Raw genomic sequence first — 24889 nt, forward strand, 5'->3', positions numbered from 1 at the left:
GTTCCTTACAGCGGCATGTTCATCACGTCCTGGTAGGCCTGGACGAGACGGTTGCGGACTTCCACGGTGGCGCGGAAGGCGATCTGGGATTGCTGCGAGGCGACCATCACCTTGGCCAGGTCGGCGCCGGGTTCGCCCATCTCGAACGCCTTGGCCAGCGCGCCGGACGTCTGCTGCGCATTGTTGACGCCGGCAATCGCACCGCGCAGGGTCTCGGTGAAGCTGGCCGGCTGCACCTGCGGCGCATCCAGCACCGCACCAGGAAGGGCATTGCTGCGCGGCGCTTCAGCCAGCGGATTGAGCACCGGCTGTCCCATCTGGGACTGGTAGGTGCGGATCTGCGAAAGGATCGAAGTGACGGAGTGGGACATCTGCAACGGTTCCAGGAACAGGGATGGGGAATCTGCAGGGATCACTGCAAGTGCCGTGCCGGAACGCCTGAGCGGTTCAGAAACGTGACGGAAGTTTGCGTTCGGCGGAGGACGGGCGAGCTGGCGTGCCGATACGCTGTCGTCATCTGCCGGTGTCAGTGAACCGGCGTCGGTTTTTTGGCCTTGCCGGCGGCGCCGGATACACGAACGCCCGGGCAAGCCCAGGCGTCCGTGCCCCCTTCATGCTGGCGATCACGCTCAGCTGGCCAGTTCGGCCTGCTCGCGTTCGATGCCGTACTTGCGCAGTTTTTCCACCAAAGTGGTGCGGCGCAGGCCCAGCAGCTGCGCGGCGTGGGCGACCACCCCCTGCGTCCGCTCCAGCGCTTCATTGATCAGGCCCAGCTCGATGCTGGCCATGTGGTTGCGCAGGTCCAGGCCGTCGTCGGGCAGGGCCGTGGCAGCCGCAGCGCGGTTGACCGCGATGCCGTGCTCCAGCGACGGCTGGCCGCCGCTGCCGGGGGTGTGGAAGGAGAAGCTGCGCAGATCCAATCGCTCTTCGCTGGGTGCTGCCGGTACCGCCGCCGGGGTGCTGACGGGGGCCAGCATGGCGTCGCCCCGGTAGCGCGCGGGAAGGTCCTGCACGCGGACCGAACCACCCGGATGCAGCACCGCCAGGCGTTCGACCAGATTGGTCAGCTCGCGTACGTTGCCTGGCCATTCGTAGCCCGCCAGCGCCTGCAGGGCTTCGGCAGTGAAACGGACTTCGCCGCGGCCGGTGCGCGCCAGCTGCGCGGCAATGGTTTCCACCAGTGCCGGCAGATCCTCGCGCCGGTCGCGCAGGGCCGGCACGTCGATCGGGAACACATTGAGGCGGTAGAACAGGTCTTCGCGGAACTTGCCGTCGGCGATCCGGCTCTCCAGATCGCGGTGGGTCGCGGCGATCACCCGCACGTTGCAGCGGATGGTCTGGTTGCCGCCGACACGCTCGAAGCTGCGCTCCTGCAGCACGCGCAGCAGCTTGACCTGCATCGGCAGGCTCATGTCGCCGATCTCATCCAGCAGCAGGGTGCCGCCCTCAGCCATTTCGAAGCGGCCCTTGCGCGCGGTCAGCGCGCCGGTAAAGGCCCCCTTCTCGTGGCCGAACAGTTCGCTCTCCAGCAGGTCGGCTGGAATGGCGCCACAGTTGATCGCCACGAATGGCCCGTCGCGGCGCGGCGAGCGCTGGTGGATGGCGCGCGAGACCACTTCCTTGCCGGTGCCCGACTCGCCCAGCACCAGTACGGTGGTGTCGAATGCCGCGACCTGGTCGATCATCGTGCGCAGCGCGCTCACAGCGGCACCATTGCCGGTGGGTCCCTGCTCCTGCACGGCGCCCGCCTGGTGCTCGGCATCCAGGCGCTTGAGGCTGGCACGGCGCAGCAGGGCTTCCATCTGCGCATGGCGCAGCGGCGTCTCCAGCGGCCAGATGTTGGCTTCATGCAGGCCGTGGCGGTGGGCGAAGGCACTGGCCTCGCCATCGGCCAGCAGCACCGGCGGCGGCAGGCTGCTGCCGCCCAGCCACGCGTAGAGGGCGGTGCTGGCAGCGCTATCGTCGAGGCTGCCGACGATCACCGCCATCCAGTCGCTCTGGCGCTGCCGGCCCAGGTCGAAATCGGCCGCGTCGGAAACCCAGCGCGGATTGAAGTCCATGAATTCCAGCAGGGCAACGGTGCGTTCGGCACGCACGGCGTCGTTGTCCAGCACCAGGATGCGCGACTCGCTCACGATCGATCCTCCCTGAGGCCTTCCAGGATCGGCATCACTTCCTGGATGTAGGACAGCTTGCTGACGAAATTGTCGGCGCCGGCGCGCAGTGCATGCTCGCGGTGCTCGGCGTCATCGAAGTGGCTGGCGATGACGATGTACGGGGCGTCATCCTGCGACTTGATCAGGCGGGTCGCCTGCAGGCCACCCATTTCCGGCATCGCCAGGTCCATCAGCACCACCTGCGGGCGCAGGGTCTCCGAGCGCTCGATCGCTTCCAGGCCGTTGCCGGCACTGCCGACGATCTGCAGCCAGTCGATCTTGCGGAAATGGCGCATCGCTGCGTTGATGAAACCTTCGTGGTCGTCGACCAGCAGGACCGTGAGCGTGTTCATGTCCAACATCCTTTTCAGCCCACCCGGGCCAGCTGTGGTTGCCTGGCGCTGAGCCGGCGCCGTTCGCGGGCCGGGGCGATATCCAGTTGTTCTCGGTATTTTGCGACGGTTCGGCGGGCAATGTTCACCCCCTGGCGCGAAAGCAGGGCGGCGATGGCCTCATCGGCCAGCGGCCGACCGGCCGGCTCGGCATCGATCAGGCGGCGCACCATGGCCTTCACCGCCTGGCCGGAGACGCTGGCGCCTTCCAGGCGCACTGCGAAGAAGTGCTTCAGCTCGAAGGTGCCACGCGGGGTCTGCAGGTACTTGCCGGTGGTGATGCGCGAGACGGTGGACTCGTGCATGCCGATCTCCTCCGCTACTTCCTTAAGCGTCAGCGGCGCCATCGCTTCCTCGCCCCGGACCAAGAACGCGGCCTGGCGCTCGACGATCACCCGCGCGGTACGCAGCAGGGTGTCATAGCGCATCGACAGGCCACGGCTGAACCAGCGCGCTTCCTGCAGCATCTCGCGCAGCGCCGGTGCAGCCTCGTTGCTGTCGGCCAGGGCCTGTTCGTACTGCGTGTTGATCGATACGCGACGGCTGGTCGCCGGATTCAGGGCCACTTTCCACTGGCCGTCGGCGTGCCAGGCGACCACGTCCGGTACCACCACGGCATTGCGCTCCGGCAGCAGGTTGTCACCCGGGCGGGGTTGCAGCGAGAGGATCAACCGCACTGCTTCGCGCACGTCACCGATCTCGGCGTCATGCAGGCGGGCGAGGGCGGGGTAGTCGTGCGCGGCCAGCGGCTCGAGCGCGCCGGCAAGGATGCGGGTGGCCAGATGCCGCGCGGGAACCACGCCGTCCAGGCTGCGCAGCTGGGCCTGCAGGCTTTCGCGAAGGTCCCGCGCGGCCATGCCGGCGGGCTCGCCATGCAGCAGGCGCTGGCGGACCGCTTCCACGCCATCGGCGGCGATGTCGAACTGGGCGCTGGCCAGCAGCTGCAGCTGTGCCAGCGGTGCCTGCAGATAGCCGGCGTCATCGCAATGCTCGAGCCAGAAGGCGGCGACCGCCAGCTCGCGGTCATCCAGGTCCAGTGCCAGCCGCTGCAGCACGCGCAGCTGCGGATCGCTCGATTCGCCCGCCGCGATGCGTGCCATGCGGTCATCGTCGCCGTCCTGCCAGCTGGCGCCGGCAACGTCCCACATCGAGGATTCGGGCAGCTCGTCGAACGCCGCGGTCTCCAGCGTGGTGGCGCCGGCGTCGACGGGTTCGGGCGCAGGCGCTTCGGCATCCTCGATGTCCAGCATCGGGTTGGAGTCGAGCAGGCGCTGGATTTCCTGTTCCAGATGCAGTCCGTCCAGCTGCAGAAGCCGGATCGACTGCAGCAGCTGCGGGGTGAGGTGAAGTTGTTGGCCCAGCTGGGCGGAGAGTGCAGCCTTCATCGTGGTTCCCCGGCGCCGCTCCCCGACGCCTTGTGGAACGCATCTTGCTTCTGATCCGGCAGGTGCGGAATCAGGGGGTTCCTGAGGTGGTTGGTGAATTACCCGACAGCGTGTAGGGGTTTTCCCGACATCGGCGCGGGATGTTGACGTTTCCCGGTCGCAAGCCATTGATTTCCTGTTGCGCACGCGGTCGGGGCGTCGTGCCGGCGTGTACGGGATTCCGTCAGTGCCTGTGGGGGTGACGGGAACCCGTCATCCGGATGGCGCGGTCACTCCAGCTCGTGCTGGTGGCGGGCGGCGAGCAGCAGCAGGTCGTTGGCGCGGCGGCACCCCAGCGACTCCATCATGCGCGCGCGGTGGGTTTCCACGGTCTTGACGCTGATGCCGAGATCGGCGGCGATTTCCTTGTTGCTTTCGCCTTTGCCGATGCGGCGCAGGATCTCGCGCTGGCGGGGTGACAGCGCGGCGATACCGGTGGGCTTCTCGCGGCCCAGCATGGGCGCCAGCATCTTCGCCGAGATCTGCGGGCTCAGGAACACCTGGCCTGCGTGTGCAGCGCGCAGCGCCAGTTCCAGTTCCTGCGGAGCGGCATCCTTGACCACGAAGCCGACGGCACCGCGATCCAGTGCGTCGCGCACGTGGGCGGCATCATCGTGCATGGTCATCATCACTACCCGGGTGCCGGGTGCGCGCATGCGGATGTCGCTGAGTGCTTCCAGGCCGGTGCGTCCGGGCAGGGACAGATCCATCAGCACCACGTCCGGCGCGTGCTGCAGGGCCAGTTGCAGCGCCTGCTCGGCGTTGCTGGCCTCGGCCACGAGCTGCACGTCGGCAAACCCCTGCAGCAGCCGCGCCAGGCCGGCGCGGACCAGGGTGTGATCGTCGACGATGAGAACTCGCACAGGCACGCTGGAGGTCCGGGAGGGGAGTCCACCTTAACTTAGCTGAACGGGCGAGCCAAGCGTCGTCCGTTGCGGGCGGGCGTGCCAGGGTTCAGCGCGCCCGCCTTGCTTCGGCCACCTGACGTCTGTGCAGGCGGAACAGATGCCGCTCCATGGCCATTTCCAGTCCGTCGCCGAGGCGATGGAAACGCAGCCAGAGATAGTGGCCTCCGCTGCCGTCGGCGGCCTCGGCAACCACTTCCACCGGCAGATCGATATGGTCGGGCAGCCAGTCGCTGGGCTGCACGCGGACCACGCCGGCCTGGCCCGGGGCCGCGCCACTGCGGGGCCCCAGCTGCAGGCGGATGCCGCGCCGGGACCAGCGCACCGGGCGCAGGGTCAATGCCGGGCCCTGCTGGCGCACGAGCCGGCCCAGCAGCACCATGGCCAGATCCAGCTTGGCTTCCAGCCGCTGCAGCGGAAGGCTGGCCTCGCTGCGCTCGTCGTGTTCATCGACACGGCTGTCCTCGACCAGCGCCAGGCTGCGCAGCAGGCCTTCGGCGCTGCTGGTACGTCCCGCCGCATTGCCGGCCTGGAACTCGACCGGCAGCGCCAGTTCGCAGCTGAGCGTCTCGTCGAACAGCTCGCTTTCGGCCGGGTGATGCAGCGACGTGGTCGGCAGGAGGGTCATGCCAGCGATTCTGCCTGCAGGTAGGCGTGCGCGGCGCGAAGGGAGCGCCGTCCATCGTGCAGCTGCACGGCCACCGCGTCGCGGCGATGGCGCAGCAGGGTGAGCAGGCTCTGCTGGCGTTCGAACAGCGCGGTCAGGGGCGCATGGTCGGCGGCCGCCAGCGGTTGGCTCAACAGCGCGTGCAGCTTGCTGTCATGGCCTTCGAGCAGGCTGTCGGCGGTGTCGAAGGCATCTTCACCCAGCGCCTTCTCGAAAGCATCCAGCTGCGCATGCAGTGCCTGCAGGCTCATGGTGCCACCGCTGCCGTACGGCGCTGCTCGTGCGGAATTGCGTTCCAGGCGCTGTCGATCTCGCCCAGCAGCTGCAGCGATTCGTCCAGAGCGGCGCGGTCGTTGTGCAGGTTGGCCTCGGTCAGGCGCTGCAGCACGTAGTCGTAGAGGGACGAAAGATTGCCGGCAATTTCGCCGCCGGCCTCATGGTCCAGCGAGCCGTTGAGGTGGCCGACGATGGCGCAGACCTCGCCGATCGCCTTGCCCTTGCCGGCATGGTCGCCGCGCTCGAGGCTGGCCAGTGCGCGCCGCACGCGCTCCAGCGCGCCCGCCAGCAACAGGGCCACCAGCTTGTGCGGATCGGCATCGGTGACCGCACTGGTCACTCCCACCTGGCGGTACTGCTCGGCGTACTGACGGCTGGAACCGTACATTCGTGATTCTCCTTGCGCTGGGTGCTGCAGCAGGATCGTGACGATCACTGCCGGCAGTACCGCGATGATTGCTGTTGCGTCCGTTATCGGTGCGTTCGGCACCAAACTTGAGTGCCGCGCGCGTCCGTCAACCGTTCAACTGCGCCAGCTGCTGCTGCAGTGCCGAACTGCTCTGCTGCAGCTTGCCCATCAGGCTGTCCAGTGCGAGGAACTGCTTCTTGTACCGTGCCTCCACACCGACCATGCGTGTATCCAGGTCCTTGCGGCGCTTGTCGATGCTGTCCAGGGTGTTGTTCAGGCCCTTGGTGCGGGCCACGAACGCACCCTCCTTGCCGACCGTCGTGCTCACGTAGCCGTCGACCAGCGAGTACAGCTGGCCCGCACCGCCGGCATCGCCAGTGATCGCCTGGCGGATCTTCTCCGGCTGGCTGGCAAGCGCGGCAGCGAACTTGGTGGTATCAAGCACCAGGCTGCCATCGGCATTGGGGTAGCCACGGGTCTGCAGGCCGATGGCCTTGGCGTCCAGGCCATCGCCGGACAAGGATTTGAGCACGCCCGACATCACCGAGCGCAGCTGGCTGGCGGCGCCGCGCATCTGTGCGTCGCCCGTGAGGGCTGCCGCTTCCTTGGTCTTGGCGTCGTACTTGGTTTCGGTGTTGATGGCGGCGATGGCCGCGTTGTACGCGGTCACGAAATCCTGCATCACCTTGGTTGCCGCGGCCGTGTCGGTGCTGATCGTGACCGTGCTCTGTCCTTCCTTCTTCAGGTTCAGGGTCAGGCCCGGCACGGCGTCGGCCACGGTGTTGCTGGCGCTCACCACTTCAACGCCATCGATGGTCAGTTTGGCATCGGCGGCCGCGGTGTTCTGCTTCAGGCTGCCGACCAGCGCTCCCAACTTCGGGTCGCTGCCGGCGTATTCGAGCTTGATCGCGTTTGCCGCGCCGGTCTTTTCCTGTGCGATCGACAGGTACTGGTTGTCGCCGGAGCTGATCAGGGTGGCCTGCACGCCTTCCTTGCGGCCGGCGGCGTCGATCTTGTTGCGGATCGTGGTCAGCGTGTCGCCTTCCTCGACCTCCACGTTCATGGTCTTGGCCTTGTCGCCGACGCCGACGGTCAACGTCAAGGTTCCGGCGGCGAACGTATCGGTCTTGGGCACGGAGGTGTCGGCGATCAGCTTGTGTGCGGTCGCCAGCGACTTGACGTCGATGATGTGCGTGCCATTGGACGCTGCCGCCTTGGTGGTGCCGACGTCATACAGCGCCACGCTGGCCGTCAGGATCTCGTCGGTACCGCCGCTGCCGCCCTTGCTGGCGGTGACCGTGCGGGTGTCGAAGGCCGTGGTGGCCTTCAGTGCAGTGAGTGCGGTCTTCAGCTTGTCGAAGGCCGCGGTGACGGTGCCGATCGACGACAGCTGCATCTTGGTCTTGGACTGCTGCAGGTTCAGCGCATTGTCGGCGGGCTTGCGGTCGGCCGCGACCAGCTGGCTGACGATGCTGGAGATGTCCAGGCCCGAGCCGATGCCACCGTATCCAAAGTCTGCCACGTCGTTTCTCCTGGTAATCCGGGCGCCGCGCTGCGGCCGCCCGTCGTCAACGAAAATAGCGGCCTGCGCCGCTGGGTCTTGAGGACTTCGTTGATGCATGCGCCGTGCCAGTGCCGGACGGCAGGTTTGGCATGCAGGTTGCAGGAGTGACGGGGCAGGGTGCGGTCGGGACGACGCAGGCTGCCGGGAGTCTGCAAAAAACCCTCCCCCAAAGCAGGGGAGGGATCAGGCTACTGACAATCGGGGGGAGACGAAGCCGCCCGGTGCGTACAGTCAAAGGTACAGCGCTGAAACAGAGGTCCGCAGGGGCGGGCGATGCCAAGCCGGTTCGGGAAGCGTCCCGGGCCGGGCATGGCCCGCGCCTGCGTGCGCCGTGGCTGTCGGGTTGCCGCTGCCGCCGGTTCGACCGGCGGCAGCGGTACCTTCTTGCCGTGGATCAGCGCAGCAGGCTGAGCACGCCCTGCGGTACCTGGTTGGCCTGGGCCAGCATGGCCGTACCGGCCTGCTGCAGGATCTGGGTACGGGTCAGTTCAGCGGTTTCCTTGGCGAAGTCGGTGTCCTTGATGCGGCTGCGCGACGCGGACAGGTTCTCCGTCGAGGTCTGCAGGTTGGCAACCACCGAGGTGAAGCGGTTCTGGATCGCACCCAGATCGGCGCGGGTGTTGTTGATCGAACCCAGTGCCTTGTCGACCACTTCCAGCGCCTGCTGGGCGCCGAGCACGGTGCTCACGTCCAGCTTCTGCACGCTGGCATCGGTGGCGGTGCCAGGGGCGTAGGCCGCGACTGCAGTCTTTGCACTCCACACGCCGGTTGCGGCCGTCAGGTTGCTGCGCTCCAGCGCGATGTCAGCGGCAACGACATCCTTGCCTTCCTTCACCGAGCTCAGCTTCAGGGTACCGTTGCTGTTGGCTTCTGCATAGATGCCGGCTTCACCGATCTTGGCGTTGATGGCGGTGGCCACGGCCTTGGCGGCCTCTTCGGTGGTCGCGCCGGCCTTGATCTCGACGGTGCCGATATCCACGTCCATCACGGTACCGGTGATGCGTGCGCCGTCGCCGCCCGCTGCCAGGGCAGCCGTAGTGCCGGTGGCGAAGGTCGCGGTGCCCAGCGATTCGGTCTTGGCGTCCACCACCTTGTCGATGGCGATGGCCTGGCCGGCGTTGGCGCCGACCTGGAACAGCTGGCTGGAGAACGAGCCGTCCAGCAGCTTGGTGCCGTTGAACTCGGACTGCTTGGCGACGCGGTCGATTTCGCTGACCAGCTGGGTCACTTCAGCCTGCAGGGCCTTGCGGTCGCTGGCCGAGTTGGTGGCGTTGGACGACTGCACCGACAGCTCACGGATGCGCTGCAGGTTGTTGCCGATCTCGGTCAGCGAACCTTCGGCGACCTGGGCCAGCGAGATGCCGTCGTTGGCATTGCGGATGGCCACGTCGGTGCCGCGGATCTGGGTGCCGAAGCGCTCGGAGATCGCCAGGCCGGCGGCGTCGTCCTTGGCGCTGTTGATGCGCGAGCCCGAGGACAGGCGCTGGATGGTGGTGGCCAGCGAGGCGCCGCTGGTGCTCAGATTGCGCTGAGCATTCAGCGACATCGTATTGGTGTTGATGACTTGTGCCATGGTGCATTTCCTTTGGCGGAGGTGGTGCGTGGTTCAGGGTCCGGGCGCCGGCCTGGCCGACGCCCGGGAGTGGATCGCGGTGCGGATCAGCGCAGCAGGCTGAGCACGCCCTGCGGTACCTGGTTGGCCTGGGCCAGCATGGCCGTGCCGGCCTGCTGCAGGATCTGGGTACGGGTCAGTTCAGCGGTTTCCTTGGCGAAGTCGGTGTCCTTGATGCGGCTGCGCGAGGCGGACAGGTTCTCCGTCGAGGTCTGCAGGTTGGCGACCACCGAGGTGAAGCGGTTCTGGATCGCACCCAGGTCGGCGCGGGTGTTGTTGATCGAACCCAGTGCCTTGTCGACCACTTCCAGCGCCTGCTGGGCACCCTTCACGGTGCTGATGTCGACGTCCTTCAGCAGCTTGCCCGCTGCGGCGCTGGGGCTGGCGGTGGCGGCATCGCTGTCGAACCCGGCGACGCCGGTGCTGGCGCCCGCGGTGGCCGACATGGCGACGAACTTGCCGTCCTTGTCGACGCTTTCCTTCACCGAGGTCAGGTTGATCTTGCCGGCGGTGGTGCCGTCGAGTTCGGCGTAGACGCCGGTCTCACCGATCTTGGCGTTGATCGCGGTCACGGTCGCCGCGGCCAGGGCAGCCTGGTCCTTGGCGGCGTCGCCGGTGGAGGTGATCTTGACGTCGGCGATCTTGATCGCCGAGGTCAGGCTGCCGCCACCGATGGTCAGGCCGGAATAGGTGATTTCCTTGCCGGCATCGGCTGCCAACGAGCCACCTTCTTCGATCGTGATCGAGTTGGAGTCGAAGACGGCATTGCCCAGCGCGTCGGCCTTGGCATCGACCACCTTGTCGATGGCAATAGCCTGGCCGGCGTTGGCGCCGACCTGGAACAGCTGGCTGGAGAACGAGCCGTCCAGCAGCTTGGTGCCGTTGAACTCGGACTGCTTGGCGACGCGGTCGATTTCGCTGACCAGCTGGGTCACTTCGGCCTGCAGCGCCTTGCGGTCACTGGCCGAGTTGGTGGCATTGGCGGCCTGCACCGACAGCTCGCGGACGCGCTGCAGGTTGTTCCCGATCTCGGTCAACGAGCCTTCGGCGACCTGGGCCAGCGAGATGCCGTCATTGGCATTGCGGATGGCCACATCGGTGCCGCGGATCTGGGTGCCGAAGCGCTCGGAGATCGCCAGGCCAGCGGCGTCGTCCTTGGCGCTGTTGATGCGCGAACCGGAGGACAGGCGCTGGATGGTGGTGGCCAGCGAGCTGCCGCTGGTGCTCAGGTTACGCTGAGCATTCAACGACATCGTGTTGGTGTTGATGACTTGTGCCATGAGGAGAGGTCCTTGAGCGGTTGCACGTGAGTTGGGTCAGACGCCCCCGACGTGCCCCGGGAGCGGCTCATGTCAGCGCTGCAACAGGCTGAGCACGTTCTGCGGCACCTGGTTGGCCTGGGCCAGCATGGCCGTGCCGGCCTGCTGCAGGATCTGGGTGCGGGTCAGTTCGGCGGTTTCCTTGGCGAAGTCGGTATCGCGGATGCGGCTGCGCGAGGCCGACAGGTTTTCGGAAGAGGTCTGCAGGTTGGCGACCACCGAGGTGAAGCGGTTCTGGATCGCGCCCAGGTCGGCGCGGACGCTGTTGACCGATTCCAGGGCCTTGTCGACGATCTCCAGGGCCTGCTGGGCGCCGGCGACGGTATCGATCTGGATGTCGGCGACGTGGGCAGCAGCAGTGCCGGCGGCGGGGGCGTTCAGATCAGTTGCGGTGGCGGTCGGCCCCATCTTCACGGTCACACCGGCCACGGTGTTGTCGGCCTTGACCGAGGTCAGGGTGACTTCGCCCGCGGTGGTGGACTGCGCGGCATGCAGGCCGGTTTCGCCGATCTTGCCGTTCAGGGCAGCAGCCAGCGCCTTGGTGGCGTTGTCCTGGTTGACCTTGCGCACCGCAGCGATCTCGGCGGCGGTGGCCGGCGCGCCCGGCGGGGTGGTGTAGTCGAACGTGACGTCGCCGATGCTGACACCGCCCACCGTGATGTTGGCCAGCGTACCGGCGGCGGCGTCGACGGCTGCGTCATCCAGGGTGGCGCTGCCGGCGTCGACGAAGGTGGTTGCGCCCAGCGAGTTGGCCTTGGCGTCGACCACGCTGTTGATGGCGATGGCCTGGCCGGCGTTGGCACCCACCTGGAACAGCTGGCTGGTGAAGCTGCCGTCGAGCAGCTTGGTGCCGTTGAAGTCGCTCTGCTTGGCGACGCGGTCGATTTCGCTGACCAGCTGGGTCACTTCGGCCTGCAGGGCCTTGCGGTCGCTGCTGGAGTTGGTGGCATTGGAGGCCTGCACGGCCAGTTCGCGGATGCGCTGCAGGTTGTTGCCGACTTCGCTCAGCGAACCTTCGGCGACCTGGGCCAGCGAGATGCCGTCGTTGGCGTTGCGGATGGCCACGTCCAGGCCGCGGATCTGGGTGCTGAAACGCTCCGAGATCGCCAGGCCGGCGGCGTCGTCCTTCGCGCTGTTGATGCGCAGGCCGGACGAGAGGCGCTGGATGGTGGTGGCCAGCGAGTTGCCGCTGGTGCTCAGGTTGCGCTGAGCGTTGAGCGACATCGTATTGGTGTTGATTACCTGTGCCATGGGGTCGTCTCCTCTTATTTGGAACCCGTAGGTGAATGGAACGAAGCGCCGCCTGTTTTTTGTTTGGCTGTGTGCTTCGCCGTTGCCAAATGAATAACGGCGCTTTGTCAACAACCTTTAGGCGTGAATTCCGATGAACCGGAAAAAGCCCGCGGGACGCTGTTTTTCCGGGGTTTCACCGGCCTGGAAGGGGGCGGGCAGGGGGGGCGGGCGCCGCTGGTGGCGCCGGGTGGGGCGGACCTGGGCGCGCGGGTCGTCAATGAACGCGCGCGGCGCACCGGCGGGCGAGGCAGCGGCAGGGTGCTGCGGAAACGAAAAAGGCCGCGATGCAGGGCATCGCGGCCTTCATGGGCGTGTGCGGGGAACGGATCAGCCGATCTTGTTGAACAGCGACATCGACTGCATCTGCGAGAAGATCGTCTGTGCAGCCTGCAGCGCGGTGCTCTGCAACTGGTACTGGCTCAGGGCATCGGCGTAGTCCAGGTCGCGCATCTGTGACAGGGTGGTCTTCAACGTCACACTGTTGGCTTCGCGCATGTCCGCTGCATTGTCCAGCGCCTTGAGCTGCGATCCGCCGGCAGCACGCGAATCGATCATCCGCTCGGACGCGCGGCCTACGTCGCGCAATGCACTCTGCAGCTGGTTCTGCTGCGCCGCCAGCTGTGCGGTGCTGCCGGTATCGGCGTCGAGTGCGGCGATCAGCTTGTCCATCGTCGCGAAGATGTCGCGGCTGCCGGCCGGCTGCACGTTGAAGGTATCGCCGGGCTCGGCAGCGCCGGTGATCTGCAGGCGCACGCCGTTCACTTCCAGTTCGTCGCCGGGCTTCAGGGAGCCGGTACTGGTCACGTTGCCCGTTGCGTCCAGCACCTCGTACTGGTCGCTGGCGGTGAAGCGCACGCTGAAGGCCTGGCCGTTCCAGCTGTCGCTGCCGTCGCGGGTGATGTTGGTCAGCACGCCCTTGCCGGTGTTGCCTGCGGCGGCGCTGCCGTCGACGAAGCCATCGCCGGTTGGAATGCGCATGAAGATCTCGCTGCCGGGCAGGGCGTCGAGCACGTAGGTGTCCGGCCCCACTTCCACCTGGCGCTGGGTCTGGTCGCCGCGATAGACCACCTTGCCGTCGATCTTGGCGAACGGCGGATCGCCGTCATGGGTGCCACCGAATACATAGCGGCCGGTACCATCGCTGCTGTTGGCCAGCGACAGCAGGCCGTCGCGGATCTGGTTCAGCTCGGTGATCAGGGTCTTCTTGTCCGCGGCGCTCAGCGCCGGATTGCTGGCCTGCAGCGTCAGATCGCTGACGCGGCCCATCAGATCGTTGACCTGGGCCAGTGTGTTCTCCTGCACGCCGAGCCGGTTCTGCACGTTGCCGGCGTTGAGGCCCATGCGCTCGAGTGCCGCCAGGCTGCGGTCCAGGCCCACGGCGGTGCCCGCGGCCACGGGATCGTCCTTGGCGCTGACGATCTTGCTGCCGGTGGCGATCTGCTGCTCCAGGTGATTGAGCTTGGCCTGCTTGGCCAGCATCAGCGTCACCGACTGGTTGAACATCATTCCGGTGGAGATGCGGCTGCTCATCGGCGGACGGCTCCCAGGATGGTCTGGAACATGTTGTCGGCAGTGGAAATCAACTGCGAGGCGGCCTGGTAGGCCTGCTGCAGGCGGAGCATGTTCGCCGCCTCCTCATCCAGGTTGACGCCGGAGATTTCGTCGCGCGCGTCCTGGGCCTTCTCGTTGATCACCAACTGCGCTTCAAGCGAGTACTCGGCCGAGCGCGCTGCCGCGCCGACCTGGGTGGTCAGCCCGCCCAGTGCGCCGTTCAGGGTGACGGTGCCGCTGCTGAACGCCTTGGCGCTCTCCACCTTGGCCAGCCTTGCCGCGTTGCTGTTGTCCGAAGAGCCGGCCGGGGTCGGGGTGATGTTGAAGGTGTCGCCGGTACGCGGTGCACCGTCGAGAACGAAACTCCAACCGTTGGCGCTGATGGTCTGGCCGGGGGTGTAGGTCTGCGGAGGGCCACCATCGATGGTGTAGGTGGTGGCGGAGGTGAAGACGATCGCCGCAGGATTGCGCAGGTCCGCATGGCCGGCATCGGTCACGGAGACGCCGCTGAGCTTGCCCGTACCGGTATTGGCGGTGGCGGCGGCGCCCTTCACGGCAGCCGCGGCTGCGATGCGCGAGGGATCGGTGATGGCGATCTCCAGGCTGCCGGCCACGCCGGCAGTGGGCTGCAGCAGGAAGCGGTCGTTGATTGCCGGCGTGCCGCCGACCACCAGCTCGACGCCGTTGATCACCAGCGGATCGGCCGCAGTGCCGGTGCCGGTCAACGGAATGCTGGCGCCGGTGTCGGCGCGGCTCGCCTTCCACTGCGTGCCATCGAACTGCAGGACGACGTTCTGCGCGTCCAGCTTGCCGAGATCGCCGAAGCTGGCACTGATGCTGGCCGTCCCGCTGTTGCCACTGTTGGCCGTCACCCGCGGCGTGCCGATGTTGAAGAAGTCACCGCCGAGCTGGCCGTAGAGATCCACGCCCTGGTGGTGGACCTGGTTGAAGCTGTCGGCCAGGCCGATCGCCAGCTTGCCCAGTTCCGCCTGCGCCGGGGTCAGCACGGTGTCGCGGAACTCCATCAGCCCACCGATCTGGCCGCCGACGGCCTTGGGATCCAGGGTGATGGTGTTGCCCTGCGTTTCCAGTGCCAGCTGCAGGCGCTCGGGCTGGTACGGATCGGCCACGGTGGTGACCCGGGTGGCGGTGGTGCCGACCACCAGTGCGTTGCCGCCGGCGGTGTAGACGTTCATCACGCCGCCGTCCTGGATCACCGCGGTGCCACCGGTATAGCCGATCAGCTGCGAGATCAGCTGGTCGCGGCGATCGAGCAGGTCCGGGGCCGCGCTGGCGATGTTGGTGCCGATGGCGCCGTTGATCTGGGCGATCTCCTGCGCCAGCCGGTTGACCTCGGTCGCTCCGGCGAGCAGGCCGTTGTTGACCTCGCTGTTGAGGTTGTTCAGATGGGTATTGAGCTGCACGAAACGGTTGGCCAGGGCCTTGCCGCCGTCCAGCATGCTCTGCCGGTCGGCCGTGCCGGAGGCATTGGAAGACAGGCCGCTGACCGAATCGAAGAAGCTGGACCAGACGCCTGCGACGTTGGTGGCGGCGTCGGAGAACAGCGCGTTGACTCGGTCGGCCATGCCGGACAACTGCTTCAGGCGTGCCAGCTCACCGCTGCTGTCGAGCAGGCGCGAGATCGCCAGCTGGTCGGCAGTGCGCCGGATGTCGGTGATGCGCGTGCCGTTGCCCACCGTGCCGTAGCCGAAGTTCTGCGGATCGGCCGTGGCGAAATTGACCTTCTGCCGGCTGTAACCCGGCGTGTTGAGGTTGGCCACGTTGTGGCTGGTGGTTGCCAGGGCGCGCTGGAAGGCGAGCAGGGCACCGGTACCGGTGGAAAGTACGCTGGACATGGGGTTCCTCAACGACGGGTGATACCCAGCGCCGCTGTCGCGGTGCTGGCGAAGGTCTGGCCAAGGCGACTGCCGACATCGGTCACGGCGGCGACGGCACGCTCGATGGTCGGGCCGCCGGCGATCGCGGCGATCTTGGCCGCGTAGCGCGGATCGGTGGCATAGCCGGCCCGCTGCAGGCCCCGGGCGAAGCCCTGCACATCGGTGCCGGCCTGCAGGGCCTGCTGGTAGCGCGGGCTGGTCTTCAGCAGGCGCACGTAGTCGGCGAAGCTCTCGGCCGGCGAGGAGTAGGCGCGGAAGCTTGCGGTTTCATTGCGGCGCACGCCATCGACGTACTCATGGGTGCCGGCCACCGCACGCTGCCCGTTCCAGCCATTGGCCTTGATGCCGAACAGGTTGTGCGAGGTGCTGCCATCGGCGTGCTTGATCTGGCGCTTGCCCCAGCCGGTTTCCAGTGCGGCCTGCGCAACCAGCGCGCGGGCGTCCACGCCCAGCTCCCTGGCTGCGCTCTGCGCGTGCTGCCAGATGCTGGCGACGAAGCCTTCCGGGGTATGCGCGCCCAGCTGGGCAACCGCGGTGCGGGTCGCCAGCGCATCGGTCGTAGTGCCGCTGCCACGGTTGCTGGCGGTGGCGGCCCACTGGTCGTTGCGGGCTGCCCAGTCGGGGCCCTCGAGCCCGGCGATGTACGGATCATCGGTGCCCAGCGACCGGTGGACGCTGCTGCTTTCGCGGCCGGCGATCAGGTCCAGGGCCTGTTCCATCGGCGCGATGGCGGCCGATGCATCCTGCTGTGCACCTGCGGCCATCTGCTGCAGCATGCGTACGGCCTGGCCGGCGTCCTCCAGCGGCAGCGACGGCGCCGCCTTCGCGGGCGCGTTGAGCTGATAGGCCCGGCTGGCCTTCGCAGCGCCGATGCCGGTATCCAGCGCCGGTCCTTCGGCGGTCGCTCCGGACAGCTGGCGGGTGATCATGGCCGACAGCCCGAGTCCCTTGCCACGGGTCATCGCCTCGGCGATCTTCTGGTCGTACATCTCCCGGAACATCTTGTTCTCACCGGGAAAGAGCGAGTCGCCGAAACTGGCATCGCGCATGCTCTTGACCAGCATCTGCGCGAACTGGCCTTCCAGCTGCCGCGCGACCTTGTCGATCCTGGCCGGGTCGTTCTGCTGCGCCGGATTCAGCTCGAAGGCGGGGGTGATGCGCATGTCAGATCACCTCGAGTTCGGCGCTCAGCGCGCCGGCCTGCTTCAGTGCTTCCAGGATCGCGATGAGGTCGCCCGGCGCGGCGCCGACGGCGTTCACCGCGTGCACGATCTCATCCAGTGTGGTGCCGCCATTGAACTTGAACATGCGGCTGCCATCGTTGGTGGCGGTGATGGTCGACTGCGGGCTGACCACCGTGCTGCCGCCGGCCAGTGCGTTGGGCTGGCTGACGTTGGTGTTCTCCTGGATGGTCACCGTCAGCGAACCGTGCGAGATCGCCGCAGGGCCGACGCGGACCTGCTGGCCGATGACCACCGTGCCCGTACGCGAGTTGACCACGACCTTGGCCGGGGCGCTGCCCGGGGTCAGCTCCAGGTTCTCGATGCGGGCAAGCAGGCCGATGCGTGCACCCGGGTCGGTCGGCGCGGCCACCGCCACAGTCACGCCGTCGACGGCGCGTGCCGCGCCTTCGCCGAAGGCGTTGTTGAGCGCGGCGACCATCCGCGAGACGGTGGTGAAGTCGTTGTTGTGCAGGTTCAGGGTGATTTCGCCGTTGGCACCGAACACATCCGGCAACGCGCGTTCGACCGTGGCACCGTTGGGAATGCGGCCGACGCTGGGCACGTTCACCGACACCCGCGAGCCATCCTTGCCCTGGGCACCGAAGCCGCCCACGATCAGGTTGCCCTGTGCGATGGCGTAGACCTGGCCATCAGCACCGCGCAGCGGCGCCATCAGCAGCGAGCCGCCACGCAGCGACACCGCGTTGCCGATCGAGGACACGGTGACATCGATGGGCTGCCCCGGCTTGGCGAACGGTGGCAGTTCGGCGTGGATCGCCACGGCGGCGACGTTCTTCAGCTGCGGATTGACGTTGGCCGGCACATTCACGCCCAGCTCCCCCAGCAGGTTCTTCAGGCTCTGCACGGTGAAGGGGGCCTGGCTGGTGCGGTCGCCACTGCCATCCAGGCCGACCACCAGGCCGTAGCCGACCAGCGCGTTGCCGCGCACGCCGCCGACCTGGGCCAGATCCTTGATGCGCTCGGCATTGGCGGGCGCAGCCACTGCCAGCAGCACCAGGCAGCACAGCGATGACAGGCGGTGCCAGGAAGAGAAGAAGGTAAGCGTCATGGCCATGCTCAGAACGGCGTCAGGCCGGAGTTGAAGAAGCGGCTCAGCCAGCCCATCGCGTTGGATTGCGCGACCGGACCGCGGCCGCCGTAGACGATGCGGGCCTCGGCCACACGGCTGGAGGGAAGGGTGTTGTCCGGGCTGATGTCACCCGGGCGCACGATGCCCTGCACCTGCACCAGCTCGTCGCCCTGGTTCAGGCGCAGATTCTTCTGTCCCTGCACGACCAGGTTGCCATTGGGCAGGCGCTGGATCACGGTGACCGTGACGCTGCCCTGCAGGCGGTTGCTCTGTGCGCTGTTGCCCTTGCCGGTGAAGTCGCGCGCGCCCTTGGCGCTGGCGCTGAGGATGTCCTTGCCGCCCAGGGTGACCGGCGCACCGAAGATCGAGGGCGTCCCCAGGCTCAGATTCGATTCCTTGTTGGTGGCGGTGTTGGCGCTGGTCTGCGCGGTGGTGTTTTCCAGCAGCGTGATGGTCAGCAGGTCGCCGACATCACGCGCGCGGCGGTCCGAGTACAGCTGCAGGGTTGGCCCTGCCGCATAGATCGCACCGGCCGTCGGCTCGGCCTGGGGCGGCATGATCGGCTGCAGCGGCGCCATCGCGGGGTAGGGGCGCACGTCGCCGGCAATCACGCAGCCGCCGAGCAGGGCGGCCACCGTGCTGGCGAGGACAGTGCGGGCGAGGGTGGAAATGGGCGACATGGCGTTATCCCGGTTGGGCCGGTCAGATCTTGTTGTTGAGGTAGGCCAGCATGGAGTCGGTGGTCGAGATCGCCTTGGCGTTCATCTCGTAGGCGCGCTGGGTTTCGATCATCGACACCAGCTCCTCCACCACGTTCACGTTGCTGCCTTCGAGCGCACCCTGGACCACGTTGCCGAGCCCGTTCAGGCCCGGGTTGCCGTTCTGCGCCGGCCCCGAGGCGGTGGTTTCCAGGAACAGGTTCTCGCCGCGCGCCTGCAGGCCTGCGGGATTGACGAAGTCGGTCAGGGTCAGCGCACCGATTTCCACCGATGCGGCGTCGTCGGCCATCTTCACGCTGATGGTGCCGTCGCTGCCGATGGTTACCGACTGCGCGCCTTCGGGAATCTGGATGCCGGGCTGCACCGGGTAACCGCTGTTGGTGACCAGTTCGCTGTCCTGGTTGATCTTGAACGAGCCGTCGCGGGTGTAGGCGGAGCTGCCATCGGGCAGCTGCACCTCGAAGAAGCCCCGGCCATTGACCATCACGTCCAGCGCGCGGCCGGTTTGCTGCTGGCTGCCCTGCTCGAAGTTCTTGGCGGTGGCCACCACGCGCACGCCCGTGCCCAGCTGCAGGCCGGTCGGCAGCTGGGTCTGCGCCGACGATGCGCCGCCCGGCTGGCGGACCTGCTGGTACAACAGATCCTCGAAGCTGGCGCGGTCCTGCTTGAAGCCGGTGGTGTTGGTGTTGGCGAGGTTGTTGGAAACCACCGACATGCGCATCTGCTGCGCATCCAGTCCGGTTTTCGCGATCCACAATGCCTGGTTCATCTTCGGAGTCCTGTCTGCTGAAACCGGCCGCGTACTGCGGCCCATGGGGTACGGCGTGCAAGCGGTGTGCCAGTGCCGTTACGCGGCGCCGGCGGAATTCCGTCAGCTGCCCAGTCGCAGCAGGCTGTTGGCGCTGCGTGCGTTGTCATCACCGTGCTTGATCACCTGCACCTGCATTTCGTACTGGCGTTGCAGCTGGATCATCTGCACCAGTGCACCGGCGGCATCGACGTTGCTGCCCTCCAGCTGGCCGCTGTGCACGGTGGGCCCGAGGGCCTGGGCGAACGGCTGCAGCGGATCGGTGTTGCGGAACAGGCCATCAAGACCGCGCTCGAGCCGTTCATCCGGTGCCTGCACCACCTTGATCCGGCCGATCATGGCCATGGTCTGCGGGCCTTCACCCTGCGGGATGATCGAGATCGTGCCGTCGTTGCCGATCTCCATCGCCTGGTACGGCGGAATGGCGATCGGGTTGTTGTTGTCATCCAGTACCGGGCGCCCACCGGAAGTCACCAGCTGACCGTTCGGTGTCACCGACAGTGCCGCGCCGCGCGTGTACGCTTCGCTGCCGTCGGTGGACTGCACGGCCAGCCAGGTGCCGGTCTGCAGCGCCAGGTCCAGCGGCTTGCCGGTGATGTGCTGTGCACCGGGCCGGCGGTTGAAGCCGGCGTCGACGTGCAGCGCATCGACCCGCGAGGCAAAGCCCCGGCCCTGGATCGGGAAGGCCTCGGTGTTGGCCAGCGCTTCCTTGAAGCCGGGGGTATCGGAGTTGGCGAGGTTGTGGCTGAGCGTTCCCTGCGCCTGCAGGGAGGCGCGGGCACCGGTCATCGCCACGTAGAGGGCTTTATCCATGCGGGGAGTTCCGTGACAGGGTCAGCGGCTCATCAACGGATGTTGATGACGGTCTGGGTGATCTGGTCCTGGGTGGTGATCATCTGTGCGTTGGCCTGGAAGTTGCGCTGCGCGGTGATCATGTTGACCAGCTGCTCGGTCAGGTCGACAGTGGACGCCTCCAGCGAGCCGGCCTGGATCTTGCCGAGGTTGGAGGTATCGGGCATTCCGGTACGGGCCGTACCCGAATCGAACGTCTCCGCCCACACGTTGTTGCCCTTCTGCTCCAGGCCCTGCGGGTTGTTGAAGGTGGTCAGCGCAACCTGGCCGAGCGGCTTGTCGTCGCCATTGGAGTAGCGTGCGTAGACCACGCCGGTGTCCGACACCGTGATTTCGTTGAGCTTGCCCGCGGCGTAACCGTCCTGCTGGGTGTTGCGCAGGGCGAACTTCTCGCCGTACTGGGTCGAGCCGCTCACGTCCAGGGTCATGTTCAACTCGCCCGCGCCGGTGGTCGGGGTGAACGTGCCGAGGCTGATCCTGCCGTTGGCCGGTGCGGTCAGCTTGCCGCTGTTGTCGAAGGTGACCGGCGTCGGGGTACCTGCGGGTTCGCCGTCGACGAAGTTGTGCACGGTCCACTGGTTGACGCCGGCTTCCTTGACGAAGTACGACACCTGGATGTGGCTCACGCCCAGCGAGTCATACACGGTAATGCCGCCGCTGGAGTGGTTGTAGCTGTTGGAATTGGTGGCATCGAACGGCTGCACCGTCGGTTCCTTGGCGTTGGCCGGCAGGGTGAAACCAACCTTTACATCGCTGGTCTGCCGGGGCGGGCTGTCGGTGGTCAGCAGCTGCAGGTCGATCATGCGACCGGCGTCGAAGTTGGTGCCGTCGGCGTTGGGCGCGAACACCTGCAGGCGCGCGCCCTGCGGGTTGGTCACGTAGCCTGCGGCATCGGTCTGGAAGTTGCCGGCACGCGAGTACACCCGCTGGCCGTTCATGTTCATGGTGAAGAAGCCCTCACCGGAAATCGCCATGTCCAGGCTGCGGCCGGTCTGCTCGTTGTTGCCCTGGATGAACTGCTGGGCCACGTTGGAGACGCGCACGCCCGAGCCGACCGCGTTCTTCGACAGGCCGTAGCTGGTGGCGGCGAACAGGTCGGCGAACTCGGCGCGCGACTGCTTGAAGCCGGTGGTGTTGACGTTGGCGACGTTGTTGGCGGTGACGCTCAGGTCGGAGTTGGCGGCATTGATGCCGGACAGCGAGACATTGAAGCCCATGGGATGCTCCTGGTAGATGCGGGTAGGCGGCTCAGCTGACGCGGAGCACGTAGTCGATCGGGGCCGTGCCCAGGCCCTTGAGGTTCAGGTACAGGCCATCGGAACCGACGGTCACGCTTTCCACCGGTGCCTGCACATAGGTGGACAGCTTGGTGCTCTTGCCAGCGGTATCGACATGGTTGGCGACCACGCTGTACTTGCCCGGCTCCATGCGGTTGCCGGCGGCATCCTTGCCATCCCACTGGAATGCGGTTTCGCCCGCGGCCTTGGCCTCGACGCTGATCGAGGTGACCTTGGCGCCGTTGGCATCGGTGATGTCCACGGTGATGATGCCGGCGCCGGGCGCGGCCACCGTGCCCTCGACGCTGCCTTCGTTCTCCAGCACCAGCTTCTCGGACGGCACCAGCACCTGGTGCCCCACCAGCGCGGCGCCACGCAGCACCTGGTCGCTGGCCATCGACTGCTGGAAGCCCTGCACCGTGGTGTTCAGATCGGTGATGCCCTGCACGGTCGACATCTGCGCCATCTGCGCGACCATCTGCGTGTTGTCCATGGGCTTGAGCGGGTCCTGGTGCTGCAGCTGCTCGGTCATCAGGCGCAGGAAGTCGGCCTGGTCCAGGGTGTTCTTCTTCTTGGTGGCGTTGCTGTTGGGAGCATTCAGGCCCAGTGCGGAGTAGACGTCCTGGCTGGTCTGGTTGTTGACGGCAGTGGTCATGGCGGTATCCGGTACTGCGGGCCTCAGCGGCCCATGGTCAGGGTGGCCAGGGCCAGTTCCTTGGCGGTGGTCAACATCTCCACGCCGGCCTGGTAGTTGCGCGAGGTCGAGATCAGATTGACCATCTGCGCGACAGGATCGACGTCAGGCTGGTAGATGTAGCCGTCGGCGTCGGCAAGCGGGTGGCCGGGCTCGTAGCGCTTGATCGGCGCCGCCTCGCTGCGGGTGATTTCCTTCACCTGCACCGAGGTGATGTTCGGGTCGTCCTTGCTCGTGACCGCCTGGAAGATCGGCTCCAGCGGCTTGTAGACGGCCTCGGCCGAGCCGGCAACGGTGTCGGCGTTGGACAGGTTGGAGGCGATGGTGCTCATGCGCACCGACTGCGCCTGCAGCGCAGAGCCGGCGATATCGAAGATCGGCAGGTTGCTCATGGCTTATTGCCCCGTGATCGCGGTCAGCATGGAACGGACCTTGCTCTCGACGAAGCTGAGCGATGCGCGGTACTCCAGCGCGGCGCGACCGTAGGCGGCGCGCTCTGCATCCGGATCGACGGTATTGCCGTCAAGGCTGGGTTGGACACCCTCGCGCGCGATCTGGAACGGATTCAGGCCGTTGTTGATCGCATAGTGCTGCTCGTGGGTGGTGGCCATCAGGCCGTTGCCATCCTGTCCCTGTGCGCTGCGCAGGGCGGCGTCGAAGTCCAGGTCCTGGGCTTTGTAGCCGGGGGTATCGGCATTGCCGAGATTGCTGGCGATCAGCTTCATCCGCTGTTCGCGCAACGGCATGGCTTGGGCATGTACGCCCAGGTAGTCGGTAATCAGGTTGCGCACGATGCACTCCCACGGGAACGTTGCCCGGGAAGCTGCAAGCGGTGTGCCAAAAGGTCGTGGGCGGGGCGGGGCGCCGCTACGCTCGCCGGGCACGGCCCGGCGCTACCCAAGGGGCGGCCAACATCCGGTAGCGCCGGGCCATGCCCGGCGGGGAACCCCGGCGGCCTCAGGCCGCCATCGCCACCTTGCGCAGGCGGTCCAGCACGAAATCGGCCAGCTCGTGCGGGGAGTACTTGGCGACGAAGGCATTGGCGCCCACGCGCTCGACCATCGCGTTGTTGAATACGCCCGACAGCGAGGTGTGCAGCAGCACGTACAGCCCCGCCAGCCCCGGATGGCGCCGGATTTCCGTCGTCAGCGTGTAGCCGTCCATCGCCGGCATCTCGATATCGGAGATGACCATGGCGTAGCGGTCGGCGGGATTCTCGCCCGAGGCGTGGATCTGCAGCAGGTGGTCCAGCGCCTGCCGGCCATCGGAGAGCAGGGTGGCGCCGACCCCCAGCTGGTCCAGTACGCTGCGGATCTGCTGGCGTGCCACCCGCGAGTCGTCCACCACCAGCACCTGCAGCTGCGGGCCGTCGGCGGGCATGGCCATCTGTGGATCGAGCACGGCCTCGCCCCGGATCTGCGCGATGTCGGCCAGCACGCTTTCCACGTCGATCACCTGGATCAGCTCGCCCTGGAAGCGGGTGACCGCCGTCAGATAGCTCGATTCAGCGCCCAGTTCCGGTGGCGGATGGATGTCCTCCACCGCGATGTTGACGATGCGCTCCACGCCGCTGACCAGGAAGCCCTGGATCGAGCGGTTGAATTCAGTGACGACCAGGTAGCCGGGCGAGGTATCGGCATCCGGCTCGCGCTCGGGATGACCGATCGCCAGGCCCAGGTCCAGGACCGGCACCGAGCGTCCGCGTACATCGGCCACGCCGGCGAACTGCCCGGGCAGGCCGGGCACTTGGAACAGCTCCGGGCGCCGCAGCACTTCCTGCACCTTGAATACATTGACGCCAAAAAGCTGACGTCCGCCGAGGCGGAACAGCAGCAGCGCCAGTCGGTTGTGGCCGGCCAGGCGGGTCCGCTGGTCGATCCGGTTGAGCAGGTCATGGGACATGGCTGCTGTATCGGCGTGCAGCGGCGGGAACTTGAGGGTCCGATCCAGCGGCGCCGAGTGTGGTGCCGCGCATCGCACTGGCACGCCGCTTGCACGCGTCCGGGCCAGGTCCCATCGACAGGAGGCGCCATGCGCCCGATCTCCTCCATCCTGGCAGTCGCACTGGCCGTTGCCTCGCCCTGGGCAGTGGCCGCCGACTGGCAGCCGGTGGCCAGCATCCGTGCGGCGGCGTTGTCGAGCCTGCCCGCCGGCAGCGAAGGCGAGGCCCAGGTGGCTGACGCGCTGCGTCTTCCCCGGTGCGGGGGAGCGCTGCAGGTGCAGCCGACAGCGAACACCACGGTCGAGGTCAGCTGCCCCGATGCGGGCGGCTGGCGCCTGTTCGTACCGGTGAAGGTGCGGCGCAACCAGACGGTGCTGGTGCTTGCACGCGGCATCGCTGCTGGAGAAACGCTGACGGCTGCCGATATCAGTACCGCCCAACGCGATGCTGCACGCATTGCCGGGGCCGTGCTGGCCGATCCCAATGCAGCGATCGGCCGCATCGCCCGGCGTCCGCTGCAGGCTGGAACGCTGCTGTCGAGCAACGACCTGGTCACCCAGCGTCTCATCAAGCGAGGAGACAATGTTGCGCTGGTGTCGCGGCGCGGCTCGGTCGAGGTGCGCATCGCGGGCCGGGCGATGGGCGATGCCGGCGAGAACGAACGCATCTCGGTGGAGAACCTGTCCTCGCGGCGCATCGTGCAGGGCACGGTGGATGCCCGTGGTGACGTAATCGTGGCGCGTTGAATTCCCGCAAGATTTCCCTAAAGATCACGGCCCTGCGGCCGTTATCCCTTGTGAACGGCAACTCCAGGACAC

Annotated in this window: 25 protein-coding genes; 1 reads left to right on the forward strand and 24 read right to left on the reverse strand. The window is 67.0% G+C overall.

Annotation, left to right across the window (positions count from 1 at the left end):
• Positions 1-5 precede the first annotated feature (5 nt).
• From fliE to N8888_RS09030, 24 genes are all read right to left on the reverse strand, one after another.
• Entirely contained in the window at positions 6-371 is a 366-nt protein-coding gene (gene fliE / locus N8888_RS08915; RefSeq protein ID WP_053519593.1) for a flagellar hook-basal body complex protein FliE, read from the reverse strand.
• Between the two features lie 258 nt (positions 372-629).
• Positions 630-2135 carry a sigma-54 dependent transcriptional regulator gene (locus N8888_RS08920; protein ID WP_263178179.1) on the reverse strand — a complete coding sequence of 502 codons (1506 nt, stop codon included), beginning with the start codon at positions 2133-2135 and terminating at the stop codon, positions 630-632.
• Positions 2132-2509, reverse strand: coding sequence for a response regulator (locus tag N8888_RS08925; RefSeq protein ID WP_053519591.1), 378 nt, complete (start codon positions 2507-2509; stop codon positions 2132-2134). Before N8888_RS08925 ends, N8888_RS08920 begins: the two co-directional genes overlap by 4 nt.
• Before the next feature lie 14 nt (positions 2510-2523).
• Positions 2524-3933, reverse strand: coding sequence for an RNA polymerase factor sigma-54 (rpoN, locus tag N8888_RS08930; RefSeq protein WP_065183028.1), 1410 nt, complete (start codon positions 3931-3933; stop codon positions 2524-2526).
• Between the two features lie 269 nt (positions 3934-4202).
• Positions 4203-4835, reverse strand: a complete 633-nt coding sequence (locus N8888_RS08935) for a response regulator (protein WP_053519589.1) — start codon at positions 4833-4835, stop codon at positions 4203-4205.
• Positions 4836-4926: 91 nt separating this feature from the next.
• Positions 4927-5505: a PilZ domain-containing protein gene (locus N8888_RS08940; protein ID WP_053519588.1), complete on the reverse strand. Its 579-nt coding sequence runs from the start codon at positions 5503-5505 to the stop codon at positions 4927-4929.
• A complete protein-coding gene (locus tag N8888_RS08945) occupies positions 5502-5795 on the reverse strand; it encodes a hypothetical protein (protein ID WP_053519587.1) in 294 nt (97 codons plus the stop codon). The genes N8888_RS08940 and N8888_RS08945 overlap by 4 nt, the downstream gene beginning before the upstream one ends.
• Positions 5792-6208 carry a flagellar export chaperone FliS gene (gene fliS, locus N8888_RS08950; RefSeq protein WP_053519586.1) on the reverse strand — a complete coding sequence of 139 codons (417 nt, stop codon included), beginning with the start codon at positions 6206-6208 and terminating at the stop codon, positions 5792-5794. Before fliS ends, N8888_RS08945 begins: the two co-directional genes overlap by 4 nt.
• Positions 6209-6335: 127 nt before the next feature.
• Positions 6336-7751, reverse strand: coding sequence for a flagellar filament capping protein FliD (gene fliD / locus N8888_RS08955; RefSeq protein WP_053519585.1), 1416 nt, complete (start codon positions 7749-7751; stop codon positions 6336-6338).
• A 436-nt stretch (positions 7752-8187) separates the two neighbouring features.
• Complete coding sequence (locus N8888_RS08960; RefSeq protein WP_263178184.1) at positions 8188-9366, reverse strand: flagellin; 1179 nt, start codon at positions 9364-9366, stop codon at positions 8188-8190.
• Positions 9367-9452: 86 nt separating this feature from the next.
• Positions 9453-10685 (reverse strand): flagellin, encoded by a 1233-nt coding sequence (locus N8888_RS08965; protein ID WP_263178186.1) that lies wholly within the window; start codon positions 10683-10685, stop codon positions 9453-9455.
• 72 nt (positions 10686-10757) lie between these two features.
• Positions 10758-11975, reverse strand: a complete 1218-nt coding sequence (locus N8888_RS08970) for a flagellin (protein WP_262218044.1) — start codon at positions 11973-11975, stop codon at positions 10758-10760.
• A gap of 369 nt (positions 11976-12344) precedes the next feature.
• Positions 12345-13547 (reverse strand): flagellar hook-associated protein FlgL, encoded by a 1203-nt coding sequence (gene flgL, locus N8888_RS08975; protein WP_053517905.1) that lies wholly within the window; start codon positions 13545-13547, stop codon positions 12345-12347.
• The gene (flgK, locus tag N8888_RS08980; RefSeq protein ID WP_053517907.1) at positions 13544-15424 is read right to left on the reverse strand and encodes a flagellar hook-associated protein FlgK; all 1881 of its coding nucleotides are present in this window, start codon (positions 15422-15424) and stop codon (positions 13544-13546) included. The genes flgL and flgK overlap by 4 nt, the downstream gene beginning before the upstream one ends.
• A gap of 8 nt (positions 15425-15432) precedes the next feature.
• Positions 15433-16629, reverse strand: a complete 1197-nt coding sequence (gene flgJ, locus N8888_RS08985) for a flagellar assembly peptidoglycan hydrolase FlgJ (RefSeq protein WP_263178190.1) — start codon at positions 16627-16629, stop codon at positions 15433-15435.
• Position 16630: 1 nt separating this feature from the next.
• Positions 16631-17758: a flagellar basal body P-ring protein FlgI gene (locus tag N8888_RS08990; protein ID WP_414487527.1), complete on the reverse strand. Its 1128-nt coding sequence runs from the start codon at positions 17756-17758 to the stop codon at positions 16631-16633.
• A gap of 8 nt (positions 17759-17766) precedes the next feature.
• Positions 17767-18459, reverse strand: a complete 693-nt coding sequence (gene flgH, locus N8888_RS08995) for a flagellar basal body L-ring protein FlgH (RefSeq protein ID WP_065175710.1) — start codon at positions 18457-18459, stop codon at positions 17767-17769.
• A 22-nt stretch (positions 18460-18481) separates the two neighbouring features.
• The gene (flgG, locus tag N8888_RS09000) at positions 18482-19267 is read right to left on the reverse strand and encodes a flagellar basal-body rod protein FlgG (RefSeq protein ID WP_053517910.1); all 786 of its coding nucleotides are present in this window, start codon (positions 19265-19267) and stop codon (positions 18482-18484) included.
• A 102-nt stretch (positions 19268-19369) separates the two neighbouring features.
• Complete coding sequence (locus tag N8888_RS09005; RefSeq protein ID WP_065175709.1) at positions 19370-20119, reverse strand: flagellar basal-body rod protein FlgF; 750 nt, start codon at positions 20117-20119, stop codon at positions 19370-19372.
• A 32-nt stretch (positions 20120-20151) separates the two neighbouring features.
• On the reverse strand, positions 20152-21375 hold the full coding sequence (gene flgE / locus N8888_RS09010; protein WP_053517912.1) for a flagellar hook protein FlgE: 1224 nt from the start codon (positions 21373-21375) through the stop codon (positions 20152-20154).
• Between the two features lie 31 nt (positions 21376-21406).
• Positions 21407-22090 (reverse strand): flagellar hook assembly protein FlgD, encoded by a 684-nt coding sequence (locus tag N8888_RS09015; protein ID WP_053517914.1) that lies wholly within the window; start codon positions 22088-22090, stop codon positions 21407-21409.
• 23 nt (positions 22091-22113) lie between these two features.
• Complete coding sequence (gene flgC / locus N8888_RS09020; protein WP_053517916.1) at positions 22114-22521, reverse strand: flagellar basal body rod protein FlgC; 408 nt, start codon at positions 22519-22521, stop codon at positions 22114-22116.
• A gap of 3 nt (positions 22522-22524) precedes the next feature.
• Positions 22525-22920, reverse strand: coding sequence for a flagellar basal body rod protein FlgB (gene flgB, locus N8888_RS09025; RefSeq protein WP_053517917.1), 396 nt, complete (start codon positions 22918-22920; stop codon positions 22525-22527).
• A 166-nt stretch (positions 22921-23086) separates the two neighbouring features.
• Positions 23087-24031 (reverse strand): chemotaxis protein, encoded by a 945-nt coding sequence (locus N8888_RS09030; RefSeq protein WP_053517918.1) that lies wholly within the window; start codon positions 24029-24031, stop codon positions 23087-23089.
• Between the two features lie 129 nt (positions 24032-24160).
• On the opposite strand from N8888_RS09030, the gene flgA reads away from it, so the two are divergent.
• On the forward strand, positions 24161-24817 hold the full coding sequence (flgA, locus tag N8888_RS09035) for a flagellar basal body P-ring formation chaperone FlgA (protein ID WP_111187003.1): 657 nt from the start codon (positions 24161-24163) through the stop codon (positions 24815-24817).
• The last annotated feature ends 72 nt before the right edge of the window (positions 24818-24889 follow it).

Source organism: Stenotrophomonas maltophilia (assembly GCF_025642255.1).
Lineage (GTDB): Bacteria > Pseudomonadota > Gammaproteobacteria > Xanthomonadales > Xanthomonadaceae > Stenotrophomonas > Stenotrophomonas maltophilia_P.